At 69.3% G+C, this 21,131-nt stretch carries 15 protein-coding genes, 2 pseudogenes and 1 riboswitch; of the genes and pseudogenes, 8 read left to right on the top strand and 9 right to left on the bottom strand.

What is annotated here, in order from left to right:
- Window positions 1–93: 93 nt before the first annotated feature.
- The 4 genes from cydD to hisC form a co-directional block, all read right to left on the bottom strand.
- Window positions 94–3,708 (bottom strand): thiol reductant ABC exporter subunit CydD, encoded by a 3,615-nt coding sequence (gene cydD, locus WBG99_RS17745; protein WP_338900380.1) that lies wholly within the window; start codon window positions 3,706–3,708, stop codon window positions 94–96.
- Between the two features lie 99 nt (window positions 3,709–3,807).
- Entirely contained in the window at window positions 3,808–4,812 is a 1,005-nt protein-coding gene (cydB, locus tag WBG99_RS17740) for a cytochrome d ubiquinol oxidase subunit II (protein WP_338897242.1), read from the bottom strand.
- 27 nt (window positions 4,813–4,839) lie between these two features.
- Window positions 4,840–6,348 (bottom strand): cytochrome ubiquinol oxidase subunit I, encoded by a 1,509-nt coding sequence (locus tag WBG99_RS17735; protein WP_338897241.1) that lies wholly within the window; start codon window positions 6,346–6,348, stop codon window positions 4,840–4,842.
- A 266-nt stretch (window positions 6,349–6,614) separates the two neighbouring features.
- The gene (gene hisC / locus WBG99_RS17730) at window positions 6,615–7,694 is read right to left on the bottom strand and encodes a histidinol-phosphate transaminase (protein ID WP_338897240.1); all 1,080 of its coding nucleotides are present in this window, start codon (window positions 7,692–7,694) and stop codon (window positions 6,615–6,617) included.
- A gap of 408 nt (window positions 7,695–8,102) precedes the next feature.
- Here hisC and WBG99_RS17725 point away from each other — a divergent pair, with 408 nt between their 5' ends.
- From WBG99_RS17725 to WBG99_RS17715, 3 genes are all read left to right on the top strand, one after another.
- Window positions 8,103–9,215, top strand: coding sequence for a LacI family DNA-binding transcriptional regulator (locus tag WBG99_RS17725; protein WP_338897239.1), 1,113 nt, complete (start codon window positions 8,103–8,105; stop codon window positions 9,213–9,215).
- Window positions 9,216–9,415: 200 nt separating this feature from the next.
- Window positions 9,416–10,510, top strand: coding sequence for a metallophosphoesterase (locus WBG99_RS17720; RefSeq protein ID WP_338900379.1), 1,095 nt, complete (start codon window positions 9,416–9,418; stop codon window positions 10,508–10,510).
- Window positions 10,511–10,692: 182 nt separating this feature from the next.
- Window positions 10,693–11,571, top strand: coding sequence for a hypothetical protein (locus tag WBG99_RS17715; protein ID WP_338897238.1), 879 nt, complete (start codon window positions 10,693–10,695; stop codon window positions 11,569–11,571).
- 262 nt (window positions 11,572–11,833) lie between these two features.
- On the opposite strand, the gene thiC is transcribed toward WBG99_RS17715, so the two are convergent.
- Window positions 11,834–13,660: a phosphomethylpyrimidine synthase ThiC gene (thiC, locus tag WBG99_RS17710; RefSeq protein WP_338897237.1), complete on the bottom strand. Its 1,827-nt coding sequence runs from the start codon at window positions 13,658–13,660 to the stop codon at window positions 11,834–11,836.
- Window positions 13,655–13,811: riboswitch (TPP riboswitch) on the bottom strand. Its footprint overlaps the gene before it by 6 nt.
- A gap of 71 nt (window positions 13,812–13,882) precedes the next feature.
- Between thiC and WBG99_RS17705 the strand changes: the two genes are divergently transcribed.
- Complete coding sequence (locus tag WBG99_RS17705; protein WP_338897236.1) at window positions 13,883–15,358, top strand: YibE/F family protein; 1,476 nt, start codon at window positions 13,883–13,885, stop codon at window positions 15,356–15,358.
- Window positions 15,359–15,388: 30 nt separating this feature from the next.
- Here WBG99_RS17705 and WBG99_RS17700 read toward each other — a convergent pair whose 3' ends face one another.
- From WBG99_RS17700 to WBG99_RS17685, 4 genes are all read right to left on the bottom strand, one after another.
- On the bottom strand, window positions 15,389–15,826 hold the full coding sequence (locus tag WBG99_RS17700) for an SsgA family sporulation/cell division regulator (protein ID WP_318811385.1): 438 nt from the start codon (window positions 15,824–15,826) through the stop codon (window positions 15,389–15,391).
- A gap of 96 nt (window positions 15,827–15,922) precedes the next feature.
- Window positions 15,923–16,711 carry an IclR family transcriptional regulator C-terminal domain-containing protein gene (locus WBG99_RS17695; RefSeq protein WP_338900378.1) on the bottom strand — a complete coding sequence of 263 codons (789 nt, stop codon included), beginning with the start codon at window positions 16,709–16,711 and terminating at the stop codon, window positions 15,923–15,925.
- A gap of 540 nt (window positions 16,712–17,251) precedes the next feature.
- Window positions 17,252–17,464, bottom strand: coding sequence for a DUF5326 family protein (locus WBG99_RS17690; protein WP_338897235.1), 213 nt, complete (start codon window positions 17,462–17,464; stop codon window positions 17,252–17,254).
- 164 nt (window positions 17,465–17,628) lie between these two features.
- Window positions 17,629–17,946 carry a cupin domain-containing protein gene (locus WBG99_RS17685; RefSeq protein ID WP_338897234.1) on the bottom strand — a complete coding sequence of 106 codons (318 nt, stop codon included), beginning with the start codon at window positions 17,944–17,946 and terminating at the stop codon, window positions 17,629–17,631.
- A 57-nt stretch (window positions 17,947–18,003) separates the two neighbouring features.
- Between WBG99_RS17685 and WBG99_RS17680 the strand changes: the two genes are divergently transcribed.
- From WBG99_RS17680 to WBG99_RS17665, 4 genes and pseudogenes are all read left to right on the top strand, one after another.
- Window positions 18,004–18,381: a phage holin family protein gene (locus tag WBG99_RS17680; RefSeq protein WP_338897233.1), complete on the top strand. Its 378-nt coding sequence runs from the start codon at window positions 18,004–18,006 to the stop codon at window positions 18,379–18,381.
- A gap of 8 nt (window positions 18,382–18,389) precedes the next feature.
- Window positions 18,390–18,881 carry a low molecular weight protein-tyrosine-phosphatase gene (locus WBG99_RS17675; protein WP_338897232.1) on the top strand — a complete coding sequence of 164 codons (492 nt, stop codon included), beginning with the start codon at window positions 18,390–18,392 and terminating at the stop codon, window positions 18,879–18,881.
- Window positions 18,878–20,022 (top strand): annotated as a pseudogene (locus tag WBG99_RS17670) (cystathionine gamma-lyase). Before WBG99_RS17675 ends, WBG99_RS17670 begins: the two are co-directional and overlap by 4 nt.
- A gap of 188 nt (window positions 20,023–20,210) precedes the next feature.
- Window positions 20,211–21,114: pseudogene (locus WBG99_RS17665) on the top strand (LysR family transcriptional regulator).
- Window positions 21,115–21,131: the final 17 nt, after the last annotated feature.

Genomic DNA, 21,131 nt, shown 5'->3' with positions numbered 1-21,131 from the left:
CCGCAGGACGTTCGGTAGGGACGCTTGCGGGCCGGAGCCACCGCTAGCCGATCCGCCGAGCCGTCTCCTCGTCGACTCCCTGGATGCCCCCGCTCAGACCCCCGCGAGCACCTCTCCAGCGGCCTCCCGCTCCACCATCGCCCGCAAGGGCCCGTCCTTCACGGCCAGTTCCGCGTAGGTCCCGCGCTGCGCGACGTGTCCGTCCGCCAGCACGACCACCTCGTCCACGGCTTCCAGCCCGGCCAGCCGATGGGTGATGAGCAGGGTCGTACGGCCCTCGGTCGCGGCCAGCAGGTCCGCCGTGAGCGCGTCGGCGGTCGGCAGGTCCAGATGTTCCGCGGGCTCGTCGAGGACGAGCACCGGGAAGTCGGCCAGCAAGGCACGAGCCAGGGCGAGCCGTTGGCGCTGTCCGCCCGACAGACGTGCCCCGTGCTCGCCGATCAGGGTGTCCAGCCCGTCGGGAAGTTCGTCGGCCCAGTCGAGCAGCCGCGCCCGCGCCAGGGCGTCCCGCAACTCCGTCTCGTCGGCATCCTTCCGGGCGAGCAGCAGGTTCTCCCGCACCGAGCTGTCGAAGAGGTGCGCGTCCTGGGCACACAGCCCCACCAGCCGCCGTACGGCGTCACCGTCGAGCGCGTACGCGTCCACACCACCCAGCGTGTATGTCCCCTCACGCGCGTCCAGGAACCGCAGCAGCACCTGCGCGAGCGTCGTCTTGCCCGCCCCCGAGACCCCCACCACGGCGATTCTGCGCCCCTGTTCCAAGGTCAGGTCCAGCCCGGCGAGCGCGTCCCGGTCCTGCCCGTCGTACCGCGCGCCGAGCCGGTCGAGCCGCAGCGGGAACGGCGACACCGGCGCCTCGGCCGGCTCCTCCGGCTCCCGTACTGGGTCGGGGGCGTCCAGCACCTCGTACACGCGCTCCGCGCTCCTGCTCACCCGCTGGCGGAACTGGACGGCGAGCGGCATGCCCAGCACCGCCTCGAACGCGGCCAGCGGGGTGAGCACGACGACGGCCATGGCCACCCCGCTCAGCCGCCCGTCGACGACCGCCTGTGCACCGAGGAGCGTGGTGGCCGTCACGGTGAGCCCGGAGACGAGCGCGGTGAGTCCGCCGCCGAGCGCGGTGGCGGTCGCGGCGCGGGAGGCTAGGCGGGTGAGCACCCGGTCGGCCTGCCTCGCCTCGGCGGTACGCGCCGGCAGGGCGCCCGCGACCGTCAACTCGGCGGTGCCGGTGAGCAGATCGGCCACCCGGGTGGCGAGCACCCCGCGAGCCGGTGCGAGCCGGTGCTCGGCCCTGCGGGCCACGGCCCCGGACACGAGGGGCACTCCGGCCCCGGCGGCGAGCAGCCCGACGGCGAGGGCGGCGCCGGCCTCGGGCAGCAGCCAGGCTGTGAACCCGACGGAGGCGGCGGACACGGCCATCGCGGCCCCGGCGGGCAGCAGCCACCGCACCCAGTAGTCCTGCAGAGTGTCCACGTCGGCGACCAGCCGCGAGAGCAGATCGCCCCGACGGGTCGTCCGCAGGCCGGCGGGCGCCAGCCGTTCCAGCCGCCGGTAGACGGCCACCCTCGTGTCGGCCAGCATCCGCAGCACGGTGTCGTGCGACACCAGCCGCTCCGCGTACCGGAACACCGCCCGCCCGATCCCGAACGCCCGCGTCGCCGTCACCGCGACCATCAGATACAGCACCGGAGGCTGCTGCGAGGCCCGCGAGATCAGCCATCCGGAGGTCGCCATCAGTCCGACGGCACTGCCGAGCGCGAGGCTGCCGAGCACCAGGGCGAGCGCGAACCGACCCCGGCGGGGTCCCGCCATGCGTCGGACACGACTGAGTACACCGCACCGCAGAGTGAGGGGCGACGCGTCGGAGTGAGCGCCACCGGCGGTCTCCTCAGCCGCGCCCGCTCGACCGGCGACCCTCTTCGCGGCCTCCGCACCGACGGCCCGCCCGACCGCCGCGCCCCGCATGCCGGACTCTCCCCGCGCTTCCCCTTCCTGGCCCTGGGAGGGGCTGAGCGAAGCGGTGGTTTCACTGGCAAGGGGCGCGTGGACGGGCAGACCTTCGGCGGTACGCCCCCCCAGCCTCACCACCCGGTCCGCGACCTCCAGCAACGCCGGCCGGTGCACCACCAGCAGTACGGTCCGGCCCACCGCCAGACGTCGTACCGCCTGCACGACCTCCGCCTCGGTCTCCCCGTCCAGCGAGGCCGTCGGCTCGTCGAGGAGCAGCACGGGCCGGTCGGCGAGGAACGCACGGGCGAGGGCGAGCCGTTGCCGTTGTCCGGCGGAGAGACCGGCGCCGTCCTCACCGAGGACGGTCTCGGTTCCGGCGGGCAGCGCGTCAACGAACTCAAGCGCCCCCGCGTCGGCCAGCGCCCGCCGTACCGCCGCGTCGTCCGCGTCCGGACGGGCCAGCCGTACGTTCCCGGCGATCGATCCGGCGTACAGGTGCGGTCGCTGCGGCACCCAGGCGACATGCGAACGCCACTCGGCCAGGTCGAGCGAGGCGAGATCGGCTCCCCCGACCCGCACCGCGCCTGCCGTGGCCTCCGTGAACCCCAACAAAACGTTCAGCAGTGTCGACTTGCCCACCCCGCTCGGCCCGACGAGGGCCGCCGTCTCCCCGGGGGCGACCTCGAAGGACACGTCCGAGACAGCGTCGTAGGACCGCCCGGGGTGCCGGACGGTCACCCCCTCGAAACGGATGCCGCAGACAGCCGGCACGGCCCCGGTTCCGGACACCGGCACCGGCGTCTCCAGGACGTCGAAGATCTCCTCGGCCGCCGCGAGCCCCTCGGCGGCGGCGTGGAACTGGGCACCCACCTGCCGGACCGGCAGGTACGCCTCCGGGGCCAGGACGAGGATGACCAGCCCGATGTACAGGTCCATCTCACCGTGCACGAGCCGCATGCCGATGGTGACCGCGACCAGCGCGACCGAGATCGTCGCGAGCAGTTCCAGCGCGAAGGACGACAGGAACGCGATCCGCAACGTCCGCATCGTCGCCTGCCGGTATTCCCCGGTGATCCGTTTGATCGACTCGGCCTGCGCCTTGGCCCGGCCGAACACCTTGAGCGTCGGCAGCCCGGCGACGACATCCAGGAAGTGCCCCGACAACCGGGACAGCGACCGCCACTGACGGTCCATCTGCGAACGCGTGGCCCAGCCGATGAGGACCATGAAGACCGGGATCAGCGGCAGCGTCCCGACAATGATCGCCGCCGAGACCCAGTCCTCGGTGACGATCCGCGCAAGCACCGCGGCGGGTACGACGACGGCAAGGCCCAGTTGCGGGAGATAGCGCGAGAAGTAGTCGTCGAGCGCGTCGACCCCACGAGTGGCGAGGGCGATGAGCGAGCCCGTGCGCTGCCCGCTCAACCAGCCGGGCCCCAGCGCGGCGGCCCGCTCCAGCAACCGTCGCCGCAACTCCGACTTCACCGCCGCACTCGCCCGGTGAGCGGCCAGCTCGGTGAGCCAGGAGACAAGGGCACGGCCCAGCGCGACGGCCGCCAACAGCAGCAGGGGAGTACGGAGTTCCGAGGCCGGTATTCGGTGCTGAAAGGCGCCGACCACCACTTCGGCGATGAGCATCGCCTGCGCGATGACGAGCCCGGCCCCGAGGACACCCAGGCCGACGACCGCCATCAGGAAGAGCCGGGTGACGCGGGCGTACCTCAGCAGTCGCGGGTCGATCGGTTTCACGTGAAACACCCTTTTCTCGGCAAGCATGTTTCACGTGAAACATGCCTCTTCGGTCCGGGGAGGCGTGTTTCACGTGAAACATCGTCAAACACGCCTCCCCGTCGAGACTCAGTGCGCCGACTCGGCGATGTGCTGCGTGCCGATCCGCTTGCGGAACACCCAGTACGTCCACCCCTGGTAGACCATCACGACCGGCGTGGCGATCGCTGCGCACCAAGTCATGATCTTCAGGGTGTACGGACTGGACGAGGCGTTGGTGACAGTGAGGCTCCAGTCCTCGTTCAGCGAGGACGGCATGACGTTCGGGAAGAGCGTCAGGAAGAGCATCGCGACGGCAGCCACGATGGTGACCCCGGACAGCGCGAACGCCCAGCCCTCACGACCCGCTCGAACCGCCGTCAGTGCCGTCAGGAGCGCGGCCACCGCCGCGACCGCCGCGACCAGAGAGACGCCGTCGCCCTTCTCGATCTGCGTCCAGAGCAGGAAGAGAAGCACCAGTCCGGCCGTCACGGCACCGACGCTCAGCGCCAGCCTCCGCGCCCGCTCGCGGATGTTTCCGACGGTCTTGAGGCCGACGAACACCGTCCCGTGGAAGGTGAACAGCGTCAGCGTGACCAGGCCGCCCAGGAGGGCGTACGGGTTGAGCAGATCCGTGAGACCGCCCACGTACTCGAAGTCGCGGTCGATCTTCACACCGCGCACGATGTTGGCGAAGGCCACCCCCCACAGGAACGCGGGGAGCAGCGAGGTCCAGAAGATCGCCGTCTCCCAGTTGCGCTGCCAGTTCTCCTCGGGCCGCTTCACCCGGTACTCGAAGGCCACACCCCGGACGATCAGGCAGACCAGGATGAGCAGCAGCGGCAGGTAGAAGCCGGAGAAGAGGGTGGCGTACCACTCGGGGAAGGCGGCGAAGGTCGCGCCGCCCGCCGTGAGGAGCCACACCTCGTTGCCGTCCCAGACGGGTCCGATGGTGTTGATGAGAACCCGCTTCTCGGAACGGTTCCGGGCCAGCAGCTTGGTGAGGACACCGACCCCGAAGTCGAAGCCCTCCAGGAAGAAGTAGCCGATCCACAGGACGGCGATGAGAACGAACCAGACGTCGTGAAGTTCCATGACTGTGCTCCCTTGGCCTGGTGCGGCCTAGTACGAGAAGGCCATCGGCTTGTCGGCGTCACGGGAGTCGCCACCGATCTTCGTGGGCGGGTTGAGGTCAGCCTCCGTCAGCTCGGGCGGTCCCGCCTTGACGTACTTCGTGAGCAGCTTCACCTCGACGACGGCGAGGATGGCGTACAGAGTGGTGAAGACGATCATCGAGGTGAGGATCTCGCCCTGGGAGACACCGGGAGAGACCGCGGCCTCGGTACGCAGCACGCCGTAGACGACCCATGGCTGACGACCCATCTCGGTGAAGATCCAGCCCCAGGAACTGGCGATCAGCGGGAACCCCAGGGTCAGGACCGCGATGCGCCAGTACCACTTGGTGAGGGTCGGGCCGAGGGCCTTCGTCGGCAGCAGCACGAGAGGCGGCACCTCATTGTCTCCGACTCTCAGGTGCTGCGGCAGCAGGAACTTCTTGCGGGTGAGCCAGAGTCCGGCAAGGCCGAGGGCGAAGGACGTCATACCGAAGCCGATCATCCAGCGGAAACCCCAGTAGGCGACGGGGATGTTGGGGCGGTAGTCCCCGGGCCCGTATTTCTCCTGCTCGGCCTTGTTGACGTCGTTGATGCCGGGGACGTACGAGCTGAAGTCGTCCTTGGCGAGGAAGGACAGCAAGCCCGGGATCTCGATGGCGACCTTGTTGTGGCCCTCGTCGACGTCACCGACGGCGAAGACCGAGAAGGGTGCGGGGGCCTCGCCGTCCCACAACGCCTCGGCGGCTGCCATCTTCATCGGCTGCTGCTCGTACATGACCTTGCCGAGCAGGTCACCACTGATGGCGGTGAGCATGCCACCGATCACCACGGTGACCAGACCGAGCCGCAGTGAGGTCTTCATCACCGGGATGTGCCTCTTGCGGGCCAGATGGAAGGCGGCTATGCCGACCATGAAGGCGCCACCGGTGAGGAAGGCCGCCGCGAGGGTGTGGAAGACCTGGGTGAGCGCGGTGTTCTGCGTCAGGACGAGCCAGAAGTCCGTGAGCTCGGCACGGCCCTTCGCCTCGTTGATCCGGTAGCCGACGGGGTGTTGCATCCAGGAGTTGGCCGCGAGGATGAAGTACGCCGACAGGATCGTGCCGATGGAGACCATCCAGATGCAGGCAAGGTGGATCTTCTGCGGCAGCTTGTCCCAGCCGAAGATCCACAGGCCGATGAAGGTGGACTCGAAGAAGAAGGCGATCAGCGCCTCGAAGGCGAGCGGAGCTCCGAAGACATCGCCGACGAAGCGCGAGTAGTCGGACCAGTTCATGCCGAACTGGAACTCCTGCACGATGCCGGTGACGACGCCCATCGCGATGTTGATCAGGAAGAGCTTGCCCCAGAACTTGGTGGCCTTGAGGTACTTCTCCTTCCCCGTGCGCACCCAGGCGGTCTGCAGGCCGGCGGTGAGCGCGGCGAGCGAGATCGTGAGGGGGACGAAGAGGAAGTGGTAGACGGTGGTGATGCCGAACTGCCATCGGGCCAGAGTCTCCGGCGCCAGAGCGAGGTCCACGTCTTCTCCTTTTTACATGCCGTGGCACTGCGGCGATTTGCCCCGTTTGTCACGTACATCACAGGGCAACCGGGACGCGCTTGTGAACGCGTTCACATTCACAAGCAATTATGGCGCATAGTCGTTCGAGCCTCGAAAGGCGGGGGGTCCTTAAGTCGGGGCCGATGGACCCATGGCTCAAACAGGCACGTCAACGCTGTCTCGGCATGAAGAAGGGGCCCGGAAAACCCCGGGCCCCTAGCCGCCGAAACCCAGTGCCGCGGCACCTAGAGCTCCTTACGGAACCCTTCGGTCACCTTCAGGAAAAGGTCGTTCGCCTCGGTCTCGCCGATCGTCGCGCGGACGCCCTCCCCGGGGAACGGCCGCACGACGACGCCGGCCCGCTCGCACACACCGGCGAAGTCCACCGTGCGCTCCCCCAGCCGCAGCCACACGAAGTTCGCCTGTGTCTCCGGTACCGTCCAGCCCTGGCCGCGCAGCGCCTCGACGACCCGGTCCCGCTCGCAGACCAGCGAGCCGACCCGGCCCAGAAGCTCGTCCTCGGCTCGCAACGAGGCGACAGCGGCGTCCTGGGCAAGCTGGCTCACACCGAACGGCACTGCGGTCTTACGCAGGGCGGCAGCCACCGGTTCGTGAGCGATCGCGAATCCCACCCGGAGCCCCGCCAGACCGTACGCCTTGGAGAAGGTACGCAGCACACAGACGTTCGACCGCTCGCGGTAGTACTCGACACCGTCCGGCACCTCCGTGTCCCGCACGAACTCCCGATACGCCTCGTCCAGCACCACCAGCACATCGCCCGGCACCCGGTCGAGGAACCTCTCCAGCTCGGCCCGGCGGACCACCGTCCCCGTCGGGTTATTCGGGTTGCAAACGAAAATCATCCGGGTCCGGTCGGTGATCGCGTCCGCCATCGCGTCCAGGTCGTGTACATCGCCCGGCGTCAACGGCACCTGCACGGACGTGGCTCCACTGATCTGCGTGATGATCGGGTACGCCTCGAACGACCGCCAGGCGTAGATCACCTCGTCGCCGGGCCCCGAGGTCGCCTGCAGCAGTTGCTGGGCGACACCGACCGAGCCGGTGCCCGTGGCCAGATCCGTGAGCGGCACCGCGAAGCGGTCCGACAGCTCGTTCATCAGCCCCGTGCACGCCATGTCCGGGTACCGGTTGAAGGACGCGGCCGACCCGGTCACGCTCTCCAGCACTCCGGGCAATGGCGGGTAGGGGTTCTCGTTGGAGGACAGCTTGTACGCCACCGGACCGCCCGCCGCGGCCGGCTTGCCGGGCTTGTAGGTGGGGATACCCGCCAGCTCGGCTCGCAGCTTGGGGCTCGTCTCGCTCACCGCAGTCCTCCTCGTCGACGTAATGCTTCTCACCTTATGAGGATTCGGCGCCCCTGCGAACGGCCTGTGGACAACCACATACACCCCGCGTACCCACTCTGCGCCACACCCGCCCACCGGCATCAGTGCACGAAGGTGCATGAATCAGGGAGCGCGCCACTCACGAGTGCACGCGCCGGTGGCTCGCGCCGTGGCGCGCATCACCCGTACAGGTGAGTTGAGACCTCTTCGAAACATGAGCGACTTGGCAGGCCCATACGCGTCGACAAGTCACGTACTGACATTGGATCGCCCAACTCCCTTGCATTGTAAGGAAGTTTCCCTCATTGACCTTGCAGAAACGTGCCTGTCAACGAGTGCATATGCGTCCGCACTACCCCACCGCATGAGCCCTACTATCGGCTCGCCATGACAGCAGCAGGGAAGCACCAGGTGAGCCGCGCGGAAACTCCCCGCCGAGGCAGCCGGTCGGGCCGGGCGGGCATCCGAGACGTGGCCGCCGCCGCCGGAGTCTCCATCACGACCGTTTCCGACGCCCTCAACGGCAAGGGCCGGCTCCCGGACGCCACCCGACGCCATGTACGCGAGGTCGCCGACCGACTTGGCTACCGCCCCTCGGCGGCGGCCCGAACCCTCAGAACCGGCAAGTCCGGGCTCATCGGCCTGACCGTGACCACGTACGGGAATGAACCTTTCACCTTCACCGAGTTCGCGTACTTCGCGGAAATGGCGCGGGCCGCCACCTCGGCCGCGCTCGCCCGGGGCTACGCCCTGGTCATCCTCCCCGCGACCTCGCGGCACGACGTGTGGTCGAACGTCGCCCTGGACGGCACCGTGGTCATCGACCCCTCCGACCATGACCCGGTCGTCAGCGAGCTGGTCCGCCAGGGATTACCGGTGGTCTCCGACGGCCGGCCGGCCGGCTCGCTCCCGGTCACCGCGTGGGTCGACAACGACCACGATGCCGCCGTCCTCGGCATCCTCGACCACCTGGCCGACGCGGGCGCCCGCCGGATCGGACTCCTCACGGGCACGACGACGGACACGTACACTCATCTCTCCACCACCGCATACCTGCGCTGGTGCGAGCGCGTGGGCCAGGATCCGGTGTATGAGGCCTATCCGGCGCACGATCCGTGCGCGGGAGCCGTCGCAGCCGATCGGCTGCTGGCCCGGCCGGACCGCCCGGACGCGGTCTACGGCCTCTTCGACCCGAACGGCACCGATCTGCTGGCCGCGGCCCGGCGGTACGGCCTGCGCGTCCCCGACGACCTGCTGCTCGTCTGCTGCAGCGAGTCCGCCGTGTACGCCACCACCGAGCCGCCGATCACCACGCTCTCGCTGAAGCCGCGTCGGATCGGCACGGCGGTGGTACAGCTCCTCATCGACGCCATCGAGGGGGGCGATTCTGACCAGCCGGTCGAGCAGGTGATACCGACGGAGCTGATCGTGCGGACCTCGTCCGAGCGGCGTCCACCCCGTACGACGGTCAGCCCGCCACGATCACCTGAAGCGGGTTGATGCCCGAGCTGAGGATCCGGACGGGAATCGGGCGGGGAAAGCCCCGCCCAATTCGGGAGAAAACCGCGGTGAACTGTGGTCCTGCGCCATTTCACCACCCCTGGGTCATCACATGGCGCGATCCGCATTCCTATGATGGGCGCACGACACCGCGGGCCGCTGCGACCAGGCAGTCCGATGCGGTGCAGACGCGGGCGATGGTGGTGGAGGGGTCGATGACTCAGGGGGCCGGTCAAGGACCCGAGGTGCGGACGCCGACGGTGCGCGATTTCCGCGTGCCCGCGTACGTCCACGAGGCCGGTCCGTACGGACACACCGCGCAGGCCGGCGAGACCTCCATGCCTTCCGAGGAGCCGGAGGGCTACCCCGAGGGGTACACCCCGACCCAGCGAGACCTACCGGTGATCAACCGGGGTGACACACTTCAGGTCGTGATCGACCCGGAGGCCGCGGCGGCCGAACAGCCCGCCACCCCGCCGAGTCCGCTCTTCGTCGTCGGGGACGTCCACGGCTACCTCGACGAACTTCTCGCCGCGCTCCGCGAGAAGGGCCTCGTCGACGCCGCGGGCAACTGGTCAGCGGGAACCGCCCGGCTCTGGTTCCTCGGCGACTTCACCGACCGCGGCCCCGACGGCATCGGCGTCATCGACCTCGTGATGCGCCTGTCCGCCGAGGCCGCGGCGGCCGGCGGCTACTGCAAGGCCCTCATGGGCAACCACGAGCTGCTGCTGCTCGGCGCCAAGCGATTCGGCGACACCCCCGTCAACTCCGGCGCGGGCACCGCCACCTTCCAGGCCGCCTGGCTCCTCAACGGCGGCCAGAAGACCGACATGGACCGCCTCCAGGACCACCACCTCCAGTGGATGGCCCGCCTCGACGCCATGGAGGAGGTCGACGGCCACCTTCTGGTGCACTCCGACACCACCACCTACCGCGACTACGGCGACTCCATCGAGGCGGTCAACGACACCATCCGCGAGACGATCACGCGCAACGACCCGGACGAGGTCTGGGACCTCTTCCGCAAGTTCACCCGGCGCTTCTCCTTCCGCGACGAGGGCGGCGCCGACGCCGTGCGCTCCCTGCTGGACACCTACGGCGGCACGCGCATCGTGCATGGTCACAGCCCCATTCCGTACCTCCTGGGCGAGGTCGGCTCTGAGGACGGCGAGGACGACACGGGCCCTTCGGTCGAAGGTCCGTACATCTATGCGGACGGCCTGGCCGTCGCCATGGACGGCGGCGTGACCATGGCCGGAAAGCTGCTGGTCCAGCAACTTCCGTTGAGCAGCTGAGCCTTCACGGGCAGGCGTCCTCCGTCGGAAGAGTTCGCTGGCCAGGGGCCAATTTCTTCAAACCCCCTGTCACCGCCCGCCATCACCGCTCTACCATCGGCTTATCCGTAGCAGGCTCCCCTCCGTTTCTGCCCGACGGCTCGTCAGCATGCCGAGCCACAAGCCCTACGGAGCATCGGGGGATGCACATGAACAGCGTTCCGCAGCACCTGCTCAGTGAGGACCGCCAGGAGTACGAGCGGATCCTCGGCGAGGTGCTGCGCTCCGCACCACACCGCCCGGAACTCGCCGCCGGTCTCCGGCGGCTCAACCCCGAGCAGCTGCGCACCATGGCCCTCAACGCCACGGCGCTCATCACGGCCGCCGCGGCGACCGAATACCAGTACTACGTCAAGGTCCGCTACGAGTTCCGCAGCCCGTCGACAGGCACCACGCCCGCCCGTGAGGGGACGGCGTCCGGCTCGACCGAGCCGGACGGCACCGCGGTGGGACTCGCGGCAACCATGGGTGAGGTCACCGAGGCCGCCGGCGCGGGCGCCGGTGCCATCGCCGCGGTGCTCGCGCCCGTCCTCGCCGGAACGGCCGCGGTGCTCTTCCTGCTCGTGGGGTGCGTCATGAAGGTGCTCGACCCCCAGCAAGCTATCGCCGACACCCTCCTCACCACCGGGTGGGTCTTCGGCGCGATCACGGCGGCGGCGATCCTGGTGGCCGCGGTCGCCCTCCTGCTCACCGCCCTGCGCAACAACGCCACGGCCCTCCTGGACCACGGAGCGCGCAGCGAGTTGAGCGACGAGGTGGCCCGCGCCCGGGAAGCCTGGCGCGAGGCCCTCCTGGAGCGCGGCATCCTGCCGTTCCTCCGTGATGCCCTCGCGAACCCGGGCCCGTCGGTGCTCGACGAACCGGGCCGGCAGTCCCCGCCCAGCCGCATGCCGCACCTCGGCTACGACCGCCCGAACTTCAGCAGCAGCCCGGAAAGCGGCAGCTCCGGCTCCCGCCCCAGCTTCTCCAGCCCGGATTTCACGAGCCCCGACTTCGGCAGCCCGGAGCACCAGCCCGAGTGACGCCCCGGGCTCCGGCCGCGGCCCTGCGACCACCGGACTTCGGCGGCCACCCGGTGCGCCGTCGGCCGGCGGCAGGCCCGGACTCATGGCGCCGCCGACCCGCGACGGCAGGCTCTCCCGGCAACCGGCCGGAAGAGCGCCGCTCGTCGTACGGGCACTCGGCTGCCGAGATCGAGCACGGCGGCCACGCGCCACCCTGCGCGTCGGCGCGCTCAGGGACCCGGTCCTACGCGTCGGCGCGCCAAGGGCCTGTCCGGCGGGCTTAGTCCGCCATCGGCAGATAGACGCGGTTCCCCGCCTCCGCGAACTCCTTGGACTTCTGGGCCATGCCCGCTTCGATCTCGGCCCGGGAACCGCCGTGTTCACGGCGGATGTCATGGGAGATCTTCATCGAACAGAACTTCGGGCCGCACATGGAGCAGAAGTGGGCCGTCTTGGCCGGCTCGGCCGGGAGCGTCTCGTCGTGGAACTCACGAGCCGTGTCAGGGTCGAGGGCCAGGTTGAACTGGTCCTCCCAGCGGAACTCGAAGCGGGCATCCGACAACGCGTCGTCCCACTCCTGTGCACCCGGGTGACCCTTGGCGATGTCCGCCGCGTGGGCCGCGATCTTGTAGGTGATGACGCCGGTCTTCACGTCGTCACGATCGGGCAGTCCCAGGTGTTCCTTGGGCGTGACGTAGCAGAGCATCGCAGTGCCCCACCACGCGATCATCGCGGCACCTATGCCTGAGGTGATGTGGTCGTACGCCGGCGCGACGTCCGTGGTCAGCGGGCCGAGCGTATAGAACGGAGCCTCATCGCAGATCTCCTGCTGCAGGTCGATGTTCTCCTTGATCTTGTGCATCGGGACATGGCCCGGGCCCTCGATCATGGTCTGTACGTGGAAACGCTTCGCGATCCGGTTGAGCTCCCCGAGTGTGCGCAACTCCGCGAACTGCGCCTCGTCGTTGGCGTCCGCGATAGAGCCCGGCCGCAGGCCGTCACCCAGCGAGTACGTGACGTCGTAGGCGGCGAGGATCTCGCACAGTTCCTCGAAGTTCTCGTAGAGGAACGACTCCTTGTGGTGGGCCAGGCACCAGGCCGCCATGATCGAGCCGCCGCGCGAGACTATGCCGGTCTTGCGGTTCGCGGTCAGGGGGACGTACGCCAGGCGCACGCCCGCGTGGACCGTTATGTAGTCCACGCCCTGTTCGGCCTGCTCGATGACCGTGTCCTTGTAGATCTCCCAGGTCAGTTCCTCGGCCTTGCCGTCGACCTTCTCCAGTGCCTGGTAGAGCGGCACTGTTCCGATAGGGACGGGGGAGTTGCGCAGCACCCATTCACGAGTGGTGTGGATGTTCCGCCCAGTGGACAGGTCCATGACCGTGTCGGCGCCCCAGCGGGTCGCCCAGGTCATTTTCTCGACCTCCTCCTCGATGGAGGAGGTGACCGCGGAGTTTCCGATGTTGGCGTTCACCTTCACCAGGAACCGCTTACCGATGATCATCGGCTCGATCTCCGGATGGTTCACATTCGCGGGCAGTACGGCCCTGCCTGCGGCGATCTCCTCGCGGACGACCTCCGGTGAGACGTTCTCCCGTACGGCGACGAACTCCATCTCGGGGGTGATCTCCCCGCGTCGCGCATAGGCCAACTGGGTCACCGCCTGGCCGTCACGGCTCCGGCGCGGCTGGCGCGGTCGCCCCGGGAACACCGCGTCGAGATTGCGCAGTCCACCGCGCGGCGACGTGTGCTTGATCCCATCGTCCTCGGGGCGGACGGGGCGGCCCGCGTACTCCGCGGTGTCGCCACGGGCGATGATCCAGCTCTCGCGGAGAGGGAGGAGTCCCCTCCGGACATCGGTCTCCGCTGTCGGATCGGTGTACGGGCCGGAGGTGTCGTACAGGGTGACGGACTGCCCGTTGGTGAGGTGCACCTGGCGGACCGGCACCCGTAGATCGGGGCGTGAGCCCTCGATGTACGCCTTGTGCCAGCCGATGGACTTCCCGGCCTCCAGAGCCTGTCCGCCCTGGTTCTTTTCGCCCTCGGGCGAGGCAGATGCCCCGTCCGTCTGGCTGGAGGCAGACGTGCTTGTGTCCTCGATGGTCATATGGGACCTACTCCCTACGCCGGCATTACCCGGTAACAGGTTCAGCGGTCGACGCAGCGATTTCCGCCACGCGATGTTCCACGTGAAACATCGCGTCTGCGGAGGTCAGCGCCCTCTCAGCCCGGTGCTCCGAGCTCCCGCGTGTGCAAAGGTGCCTCAACGCTAGCGGCAGATGTGGCGCGGTGAACAGTGGGCATCGCTCGTTCTTGCGATGATCGGTCGGTGACCACGACGCAGCAGCCCCCGCCTCCGCCCCCCGAGCCGCCCCATGGCCATGGTCCCGGAAACGGCCATGGGCATGGTTCCGACGGCGGCCATGGACACGGTTCCGGGGGTGGTGGCCACGGCTCCGGAGGCGGGCATGGCCACGGTGACGGACATGGCCAAGGCCCGGTCCCCGGCGGCGGGCACGGCCATTCCCACAGCCACGGTCCCGCCGCGCCCGTCTCGCAGCACCTGCGCAAGGTGATCGCGGCGGTGCTGATCCCCTTCGCGACAGCGGTCGTCGTGGGCCTCGTCGCGCTCTGGCCCAGCGGCGCCCCGGCGCACGAGCGCACCGGGGTTGGCTTCGACCGGCAAACGCAGCAGGCCACCGTCACCAAGGTCGACGAGGTCGACTGCTCGTCGGTGAACGCCTCGGGCGGCACCCCGACCGGTGACACCTCCACGGCCGAGGGCTCGTCCGCCCAGCAGCAGGCGAGCGGCACCTGTAAGAAGGCCACGGTCCGGGTCGACACCGGCCAGGACAAGGGCCGTACGTTCACGGAGATCGTTCAGCCGGACCAGTCACGGCAGTTGGAGCAGGGCCAGGAGGTCGTGGTCGCGTACGAACCCGCCGCGCCCAGGGACCTGCAGTACTCGGTCACCGACGTGAACCGGAAGGTTCCGCTGGCGCTGCTCGCCGGCATCTTCGCGCTCGCCGTCGTGGCGGTGGGCCGGCTGCGCGGTGTCATGGCCCTCGTCTCGTTGGCCGCCAGCTTCCTGCTGCTGACCCTCTTCATCCTGCCGGCCATCCTGCAGGGCTCGAATCCACTGGTCGTCGCGGTGGTCGGGGCGAGCGCCATCATGCTGATCGCGCTCTACCTGTGCCATGGCCTCTCGGCCCGCACATCGGTGGCGGTGCTCGGCACGTTGATCTCCCTGGTGCTGATCGGTGTGCTGGGCTCGATGTTCATCGGCTGGGCCCATCTGACCGGCAACACGGACGACAACACCGGTCTGATCCACGGGCTGTACCCGACGATCGACATGAGCGGTCTGTTGCTCGCGGGCGTCATCATCGGTTCACTCGGTGTGCTCGACGACGTGACGGTCACCCAGACGTCGGCGGTCTGGGAGCTGCACGAGGCCAATCCGTCGATGGGCTGGCGCGGACTGTACCGCGCGGGCATCCGGATCGGCCGGGACCACATCGCCTCGGTGGTCAACACCCTCGTCCTCGCCTACGCCGGTGCCGCGCTGCCGCTGCTGCTGCTCTTCTCGATCGCGCAGAGCAGTGTCGGCACGGTCGCCAACAGCGAGCTGGTCGCCGAGGAGATCGTGCGTACGCTCGTCGGCTCGATCGGCCTGGTGGCGTCGGTTCCGGTGACCACCGCGCTGGCCGCCCTGGTCGTCTCGGCCGACCGCCCCGGGACCCCGGAAGCGACGGCGGTGCCCGCTCCGGCACGCGGTGGAAAGGGCCGCCGCCGCAAGCGCTGAAGCGTTACGGCACCCCGATGCCGCAGCCGTTCAGCCCGCGCTCTGTTCCTCCGCCAAGATGCGGTCCAGGGCCTCGTCGAGCAGTGTGTCGAAGTCCGCGAGGGAACGCTCCTGCCCCAGCGGCACGAGCTTGTCCGTACGGTCCAGGAAGGCCACGAGCGGCGCCGTGCCGACCCGGAACACCGCCTGGTCGGTGCCCACTTGTAGCCGGATCAGCACTTCGCCGAACGTCTCCGGATCGGCGGGCGCGATGTGGACGTCCCCGTCCCCGCACGGCCGCCCCACGCCGTCGATGAGCAGCTCCCGCCCGAAGGCCCAGGTCACGGGAGCATCACCAGGCAGGTGGAAGGTCAGCCGCACGGCGTAGGGATCACAGGTCTCGTAGCGCAGCTCCACCGGGATGCGGAAGGAGAGCTCCTCAGAGACGAGGAAGCTCATCATGACCTCTGCCTGTACCGACTCGCGCATCGCCTACCGCCGTGTTCGTCGACTGGCCAGGAATCATCCGCCTGACACCCCTGGAAGTTTGCTGAAAGTACACAAGAGATCACAAGGAGTGATTTTTCAGATACTGATAGAGATAGCGAGTGTCCCTAGCAGCTTTCCGATCTCGGCCTGCAATCGATGAGCTGCGGGCAGCAACCGGTCAGCCTGGTGCGAGGGCAGCGAGATGGCGAGGGCCCCGGCGGTCGTCCCCGCGGTGATGGGGATCGCGGCGCACACCGTCCCGAGCGCGTACTCCTGCCGCTCGACGACCGGCTGCATCCGCCCGATCCGGTCCAAGCGCCGTAGAAGCGTCTCTTTGTCACGGACCGTGTACGGGGTGATCGACTGCACCGGATGGCGGTCCAGATGGTCACGGCGGGCCTCGTCGCTCAGCTGGGACAGCAGGCACTGCCCGATGGCGTGGGCGTGGCCGGTCTCGCGGAAATCGGCCCATTCCTCGACCGCCGGGTTGCTCGGGCTGTCGGCGACGCACAGGACCTCGATCTCGCCGTCCCGGTAGATCGCGAAGTAGACGGCTGCGCCGAGAGTGTCCCGCCAGTGCGCCAGGGCCTCGCCCACCGTGCTGCGACGTTTCTGCCGCGCTCCACTGCTGCTCAGCCGCTCGGCCGCCTCACCGAGGAAGAACAGCCCCTTCTCCCGGCACAGATAGCCCTCATGGACCAGTGTGCGCAGCAAGTGGTACGCCGTCGGCAGCGCGACTCCCGCATCCCGCGCCAACTGCTTGGCGGGGGCCCCGTGCTCCCGCTCGGCGACGGCCTCCAGTAGCCGCATCGCCCGCTGCACGGAGCCGATCAGGGTCCCGGAGCTCGCCTCCGCCCCGGCCGGCGCAGCCGCCGAGGACGGGATGCGCGCCCCGCGCGCCAACCCATGCGCCCGCGCCTGTCTCGCGGGCGGCTCGCTGCGGCGCACGTTCTCCTCGCCCGGCGAGGTGCGTGGCTGCACGGGGGGAGACGGCGCCTTCGAGATCGTCGTACGCGGCGGGGGCGGCGGTGCGTGCTTCTCCGCGGCCCGGACACGCGGCTGCTCGGAGGCGGCTGCCGGTGTCGGTCTCAGGCTCGGCTGCGTGGGAGGAACGGCGCTCTGTGTCGACCGGGAACGCGGCCGGGCGGGTGGGGAGAGCGGTTCTGCGGGTGCGGTGTCAGCCGTGGCCAAGGGTCACTCCCGAAGCGCGAGGAGGGCCGCCCGTGCGGGGGACACGGGAGGGGGATGCGCCGCCCGCGGGGTCGAGCCCGCGACGAGTCCCCGGACTCTAGCTGCCCGTCGCCGCCCGCAGACGGCCCCAACGGGAAACTTCCCTCTGGCGAGGGAACCTCACGTTCCTGTTACCGGCGCACCCTGACCGGTCCTCACCCACTCACGCCACAGCTGTCGCGCGGCGCTGACGCCTCACCAGTCGCCGCGCGACGAGGAACCCGCCGTGAACTTCTTGACGACGTAGATCAGTCCGCCGACCAGCGCCACGAAGACCAGCGCCTTGAAGAGCAGGCCGACCACGACCTGGACGACGCTGACTATCAGCCCTCCGAACACCAGCAGGGCGATGACCGGCACCGCGATCCACTTCACCCACCACGGCAACCCCGCGAAGATCTCCCGCATCGCCCTTGCTCCTTGTGTCTCCACCCGTCGCCCCTCCACCGGGGCACTGCTTCCGGGCCTCCTGCTGTCCTGCCATCGATGCTAGGGCCGCGAAGGGGTCGTTCGGGGGCTTCACAGCCCTTGTCCGTCCCTGATCGTCCCCCTAGGGAACGCGCAGGCGGACGTCAGCCCTCCGGCGGAGAGAACACCACCACGACCCTCAGGTCCTCGGTGATGTGGTGGAACTTGTGGGCGACACCGGCGGGCACGTACACGACACTGCCACGCGCCACCTGCGTGGTCTCCAGGCCGACCGTGATCGAGGCACGGCCGCTCACGACGAGGTACACCTCGTCCTGGCCGTGCGGGTTCTGCGGGTCGAGATCACCGGCGTCCAGCGCGTACAGGCCGACCGACATGTTCCGCTCACGCAGGAACTGCAGGTAGGCACCGTCATTGGCAGCGCGCTCCGCCTCCAGTTCGTCCAGCCGGAATGCCTTCATCGACTTAGTCGCCCCTGCCCGGTGCTCGTAACGATCGCTTCTGCCACGATCAGACACATGATGAATTTCCTAGTCAAGACGATCGCCAACGCGGGCGCCCTGGCGGTCGCCGTATGGCTGCTCGACAAGATCACGCTCACCGGGGACAGCACGGGCAAGAAGGTTGGCACACTGCTGCTGGTCGCGCTCGTCTTCGGCCTGGTGAACGCGGTGGTCAAGCCGCTGGTGAAGCTGCTCACCCTCCCACTGTTCATCCTGACGCTCGGCCTGTTCACGCTGGTCGTTAACGCCCTGATGCTGCTGCTGACCTCCTGGCTCGCCGACAAGGTCGACCTGAGCTTCCATGTGGAGGGCTTCTGGACCGCCGTCCTCGGCGGCCTGATCATCTCGATCGTCTCCTGGGCACTCCACCTCGTCCTGCCCGACGCGGACTGAGGCCCGGCATGACCTACCGAGTCTGCTTCGTCTGCACCGGCAACATCTGCCGCTCCCCGATGGCCGAGTCGGTTTTCCGCGCGCGCGTCGCGGAGGCCGGGCTCGACGGCCTGGTCGAGGTCGACAGCGCGGGCACCGGCGGATGGCACGAGGGTGACGCCGCCGATCCGCGCACCGTCTCCGTCCTGGAGGCGAACGGCTACGCCACCGTCCACGCGGCCCGCCAGTTCCAGGCCTCCTGGTTCTCCCGCCTGGATCTGGTCATCGCCCTCGACGAAGGCCACCTCAAGGCGCTGCGCCGCCTCGCACCCACCTCGGCGGACGCGGCCAAGATCCGACTCCTGCGCTCCTACGACCCCGCCGCGGGCGACGACCTCGACGTTCCCGACCCCTACTACGGGGGCAGGGAAGGCTTCGAGGAGTGCCTGAACCTCGTGGAGGCGGCAAGTCCGGGGCTGCTGGCCGCCGTACGCGAGAAGGTGGAGGAACGGGCCGCATGAGCGCGGAGAACCCCGCTTCGGGCCTCGGTGACGGCACCCGCGCGGTAAGGGCCGGGCTGCCCGAGCCCGTCAAGCACGAGCCGACCCTCCCGGGGCCGGTCTTCGCCGCCCACTACCACCTGCCGGGCGAGCCCACCGGCCCGTACGCCTACGGGCGGGACCAGAACCCCAGCTGGACCCTCCTGGAACGCGCCATCGGCGAGCTGGAGGCGCCCGGGCAGGACGACGCCGAAACGGTCGCCTTCGCCTCCGGCATGGCCGCCATCTCGGCCGTCCTCTTCTCACAGCTGCGCGCCGGCGATGTCCTCGTTCTGCCGAGCGACGGTTACAACGTGCTGCCCCTGGCGGGCGAGCAGCTGCGGTCGTACGGCATCGAGGTGCGCAGCGCCCCGACAGGCGGCGACGCCCAGCTCGACGCTCTCGACGGCGCCAAGCTGTTGTGGCTGGAGACGCCGTCGAACCCGGGGCTGGACGTGTGTGACGTGCGGAGGCTCAGTGAGGCGGCGCGCGCGCGTGGCTGTCTCGTCGCGGTCGACAACACCCTGGCGACCCCGCTCGGGCAGCGGCCACTGGACCTAGGCGCCGACTTCACCGTGGCCAGCGGCACCAAGCAGCTGACCGGACATGGGGACGTCCTGCTCGGTTACGTCGTCGGGCGCGACGCCTCATTGATGGCCGGTGTGCGCCGCTGGCGCAAGATCGTCGGGGCGATCCCGGGTCCGATGGAGGCCTGGCTCGCACACCGCTCCCTGGCCACGCTCCAGCTGCGAGCCGACCGGCAGAACGCCAACGCCCTGGCCGTGGCCGAGGCCCTCAAGGAACGGCCCGAAGTGTCCGGCCTGCGCTACCCGGGGCTGCCCGACGACTCCTCGCACAAGGTCGCCTCGCAGCAGATGCGCCGCTATGGGTGCGTGGTGTCGTTCACGTTGCCCACCCGCGCGCGTGCCGACAGCTTCCTCGGCGCGCTCCACCTCGTGGACGACGCCACGAGCTTCGGCGGAGTGCGCTCCACCGCCGAGCGGCGCGGCCGGTGGGGGGCGACGCGGTCCCGGAAGGCTTCATCCGCTTCTCGGCCGGCGCGGAGGACACCGACGACCTGGTGGCGGATGTGCTGCGGGCGCTCGCTGTGGCCGACGACTAGTACTCCGCTCACACAGCGGACGGTCCGAGCCTCCCCCTCGTGGCTCGGACCGTCCTCGGTTCCGCGCGCGAAGAACCGCGCGAACAAGGCTAATTGACTCTATGTCAGTGTCCAATCACAGCAGCGACACCGGCCTATCGACTTATTTATAGTTAGGCGCTCCGAGAGCGGCGAAAGGAGGGACAACCATGGATCTGGCCTTGCTGCGAACGTTCGTGACCGTGCACAGAGCCGGTTCCTTCACCCGCGCCGCCGCCCTGCTCGGCCTCTCGCAACCGGCCGTCACCTCACAGATGCGCACCCTCGAACGCCAGCTGGGACGCCCCCTCTTCCTCCGCCAGGCCCGGGGAGTGACACCGACGGCCATCGGCGACGAGCTCGCCCACAAGGCGGCGCCGCATCTCGACGCGCTGGTGGAGATCGCCGAGGCCGGCCTCGACGACGACTTCTCCTTACGTACCCTCCACTTCGCCGGTCCGCCGGAGTTCACCGCCGAGCGGGCCCTGCCCGCCCTCACCGAGCTGACCGGAGACGACGGCCAGGGCTTTGCGCTGCGGGTCTCCTTCGGGAACGCCGACGAGACGATGGAGGGACTCGCCGCCGGGCACCACGACCTGGCCATCACCACCGCCCGGCCGCGTGGCGCTCTGCTCACCGCGGCTCCCCTCTGCGACGAGGAGCACGTCCTGGTGGCCGCCCCGCGCTGGGCGAACGAGATCAGTCCCGGCACGCTGCGCCGTAAGGGGGCGCACCCTCTGGAGGGCCTCCCCGTCGTGGAGGTACACGAGTCACTGCCGTTCATCGCACGCTACTGGGCCTCGGTCTTCGACTCCCAGCCCGCCGTCTCCGGCACCGTCGTCGTCCCGGACCTGCGCGCGGTCCTCGCCTGTGCGGTCTCGGGCACCGGGCTGGCCGTGCTGCCCCGGTACCTGTGCGCATCCGCCCTGGAACGCGGTGACGTCGTCGCCCTCCTCGACCCGGCGGTCCCCCCGCTGCGGACATACTTCCTGGTGGCCCGTACCGGCACCCTGGCCATGCCGCACATCGAGCGGGCACGAATGGCTGCTGCGGGCCGCGGTGGACTGGTCCTGAGACGCCCCAGGAGCCCC

Source organism: Streptomyces sp. TG1A-60 (genome assembly GCF_037201975.1).
In the GTDB taxonomy this organism is placed as follows: domain Bacteria; phylum Actinomycetota; class Actinomycetes; order Streptomycetales; family Streptomycetaceae; genus Streptomyces.
The sequence above is the reverse complement of the archived record's forward strand: the minus strand, read 5'-3'. Positions and strand labels throughout refer to the sequence as shown.

What these genes read in the sequence shown, in the direction of transcription:
- cydB (WP_338897242.1), bottom strand. Translation starts at nt 4,812, where the DNA reads ATGGAACTTCACGACGTCTGGTTCGTTCTCATCGCCGTCCTGTGGATC.
- WBG99_RS17725 (WP_338897239.1), top strand. Translation starts at nt 8,103, where the DNA reads ATGACAGCAGCAGGGAAGCACCAGGTGAGCCGCGCGGAAACTCCCCGC.
- WBG99_RS17715 (WP_338897238.1), top strand. Translation starts at nt 10,693, where the DNA reads ATGCACATGAACAGCGTTCCGCAGCACCTGCTCAGTGAGGACCGCCAG.
- thiC (WP_338897237.1), bottom strand. Translation starts at nt 13,660, where the DNA reads ATGACCATCGAGGACACAAGCACGTCTGCCTCCAGCCAGACGGACGGG.
- WBG99_RS17700 (WP_318811385.1), bottom strand. Translation starts at nt 15,826, where the DNA reads ATGCGCGAGTCGGTACAGGCAGAGGTCATGATGAGCTTCCTCGTCTCT.
- WBG99_RS17690 (WP_338897235.1), bottom strand. Translation starts at nt 17,464, where the DNA reads ATGCGGGAGATCTTCGCGGGGTTGCCGTGGTGGGTGAAGTGGATCGCG.
- WBG99_RS17685 (WP_338897234.1), bottom strand. Translation starts at nt 17,946, where the DNA reads ATGAAGGCATTCCGGCTGGACGAACTGGAGGCGGAGCGCGCTGCCAAT.
- WBG99_RS17680 (WP_338897233.1), top strand. Translation starts at nt 18,004, where the DNA reads ATGATGAATTTCCTAGTCAAGACGATCGCCAACGCGGGCGCCCTGGCG.
- WBG99_RS17675 (WP_338897232.1), top strand. Translation starts at nt 18,390, where the DNA reads ATGACCTACCGAGTCTGCTTCGTCTGCACCGGCAACATCTGCCGCTCC.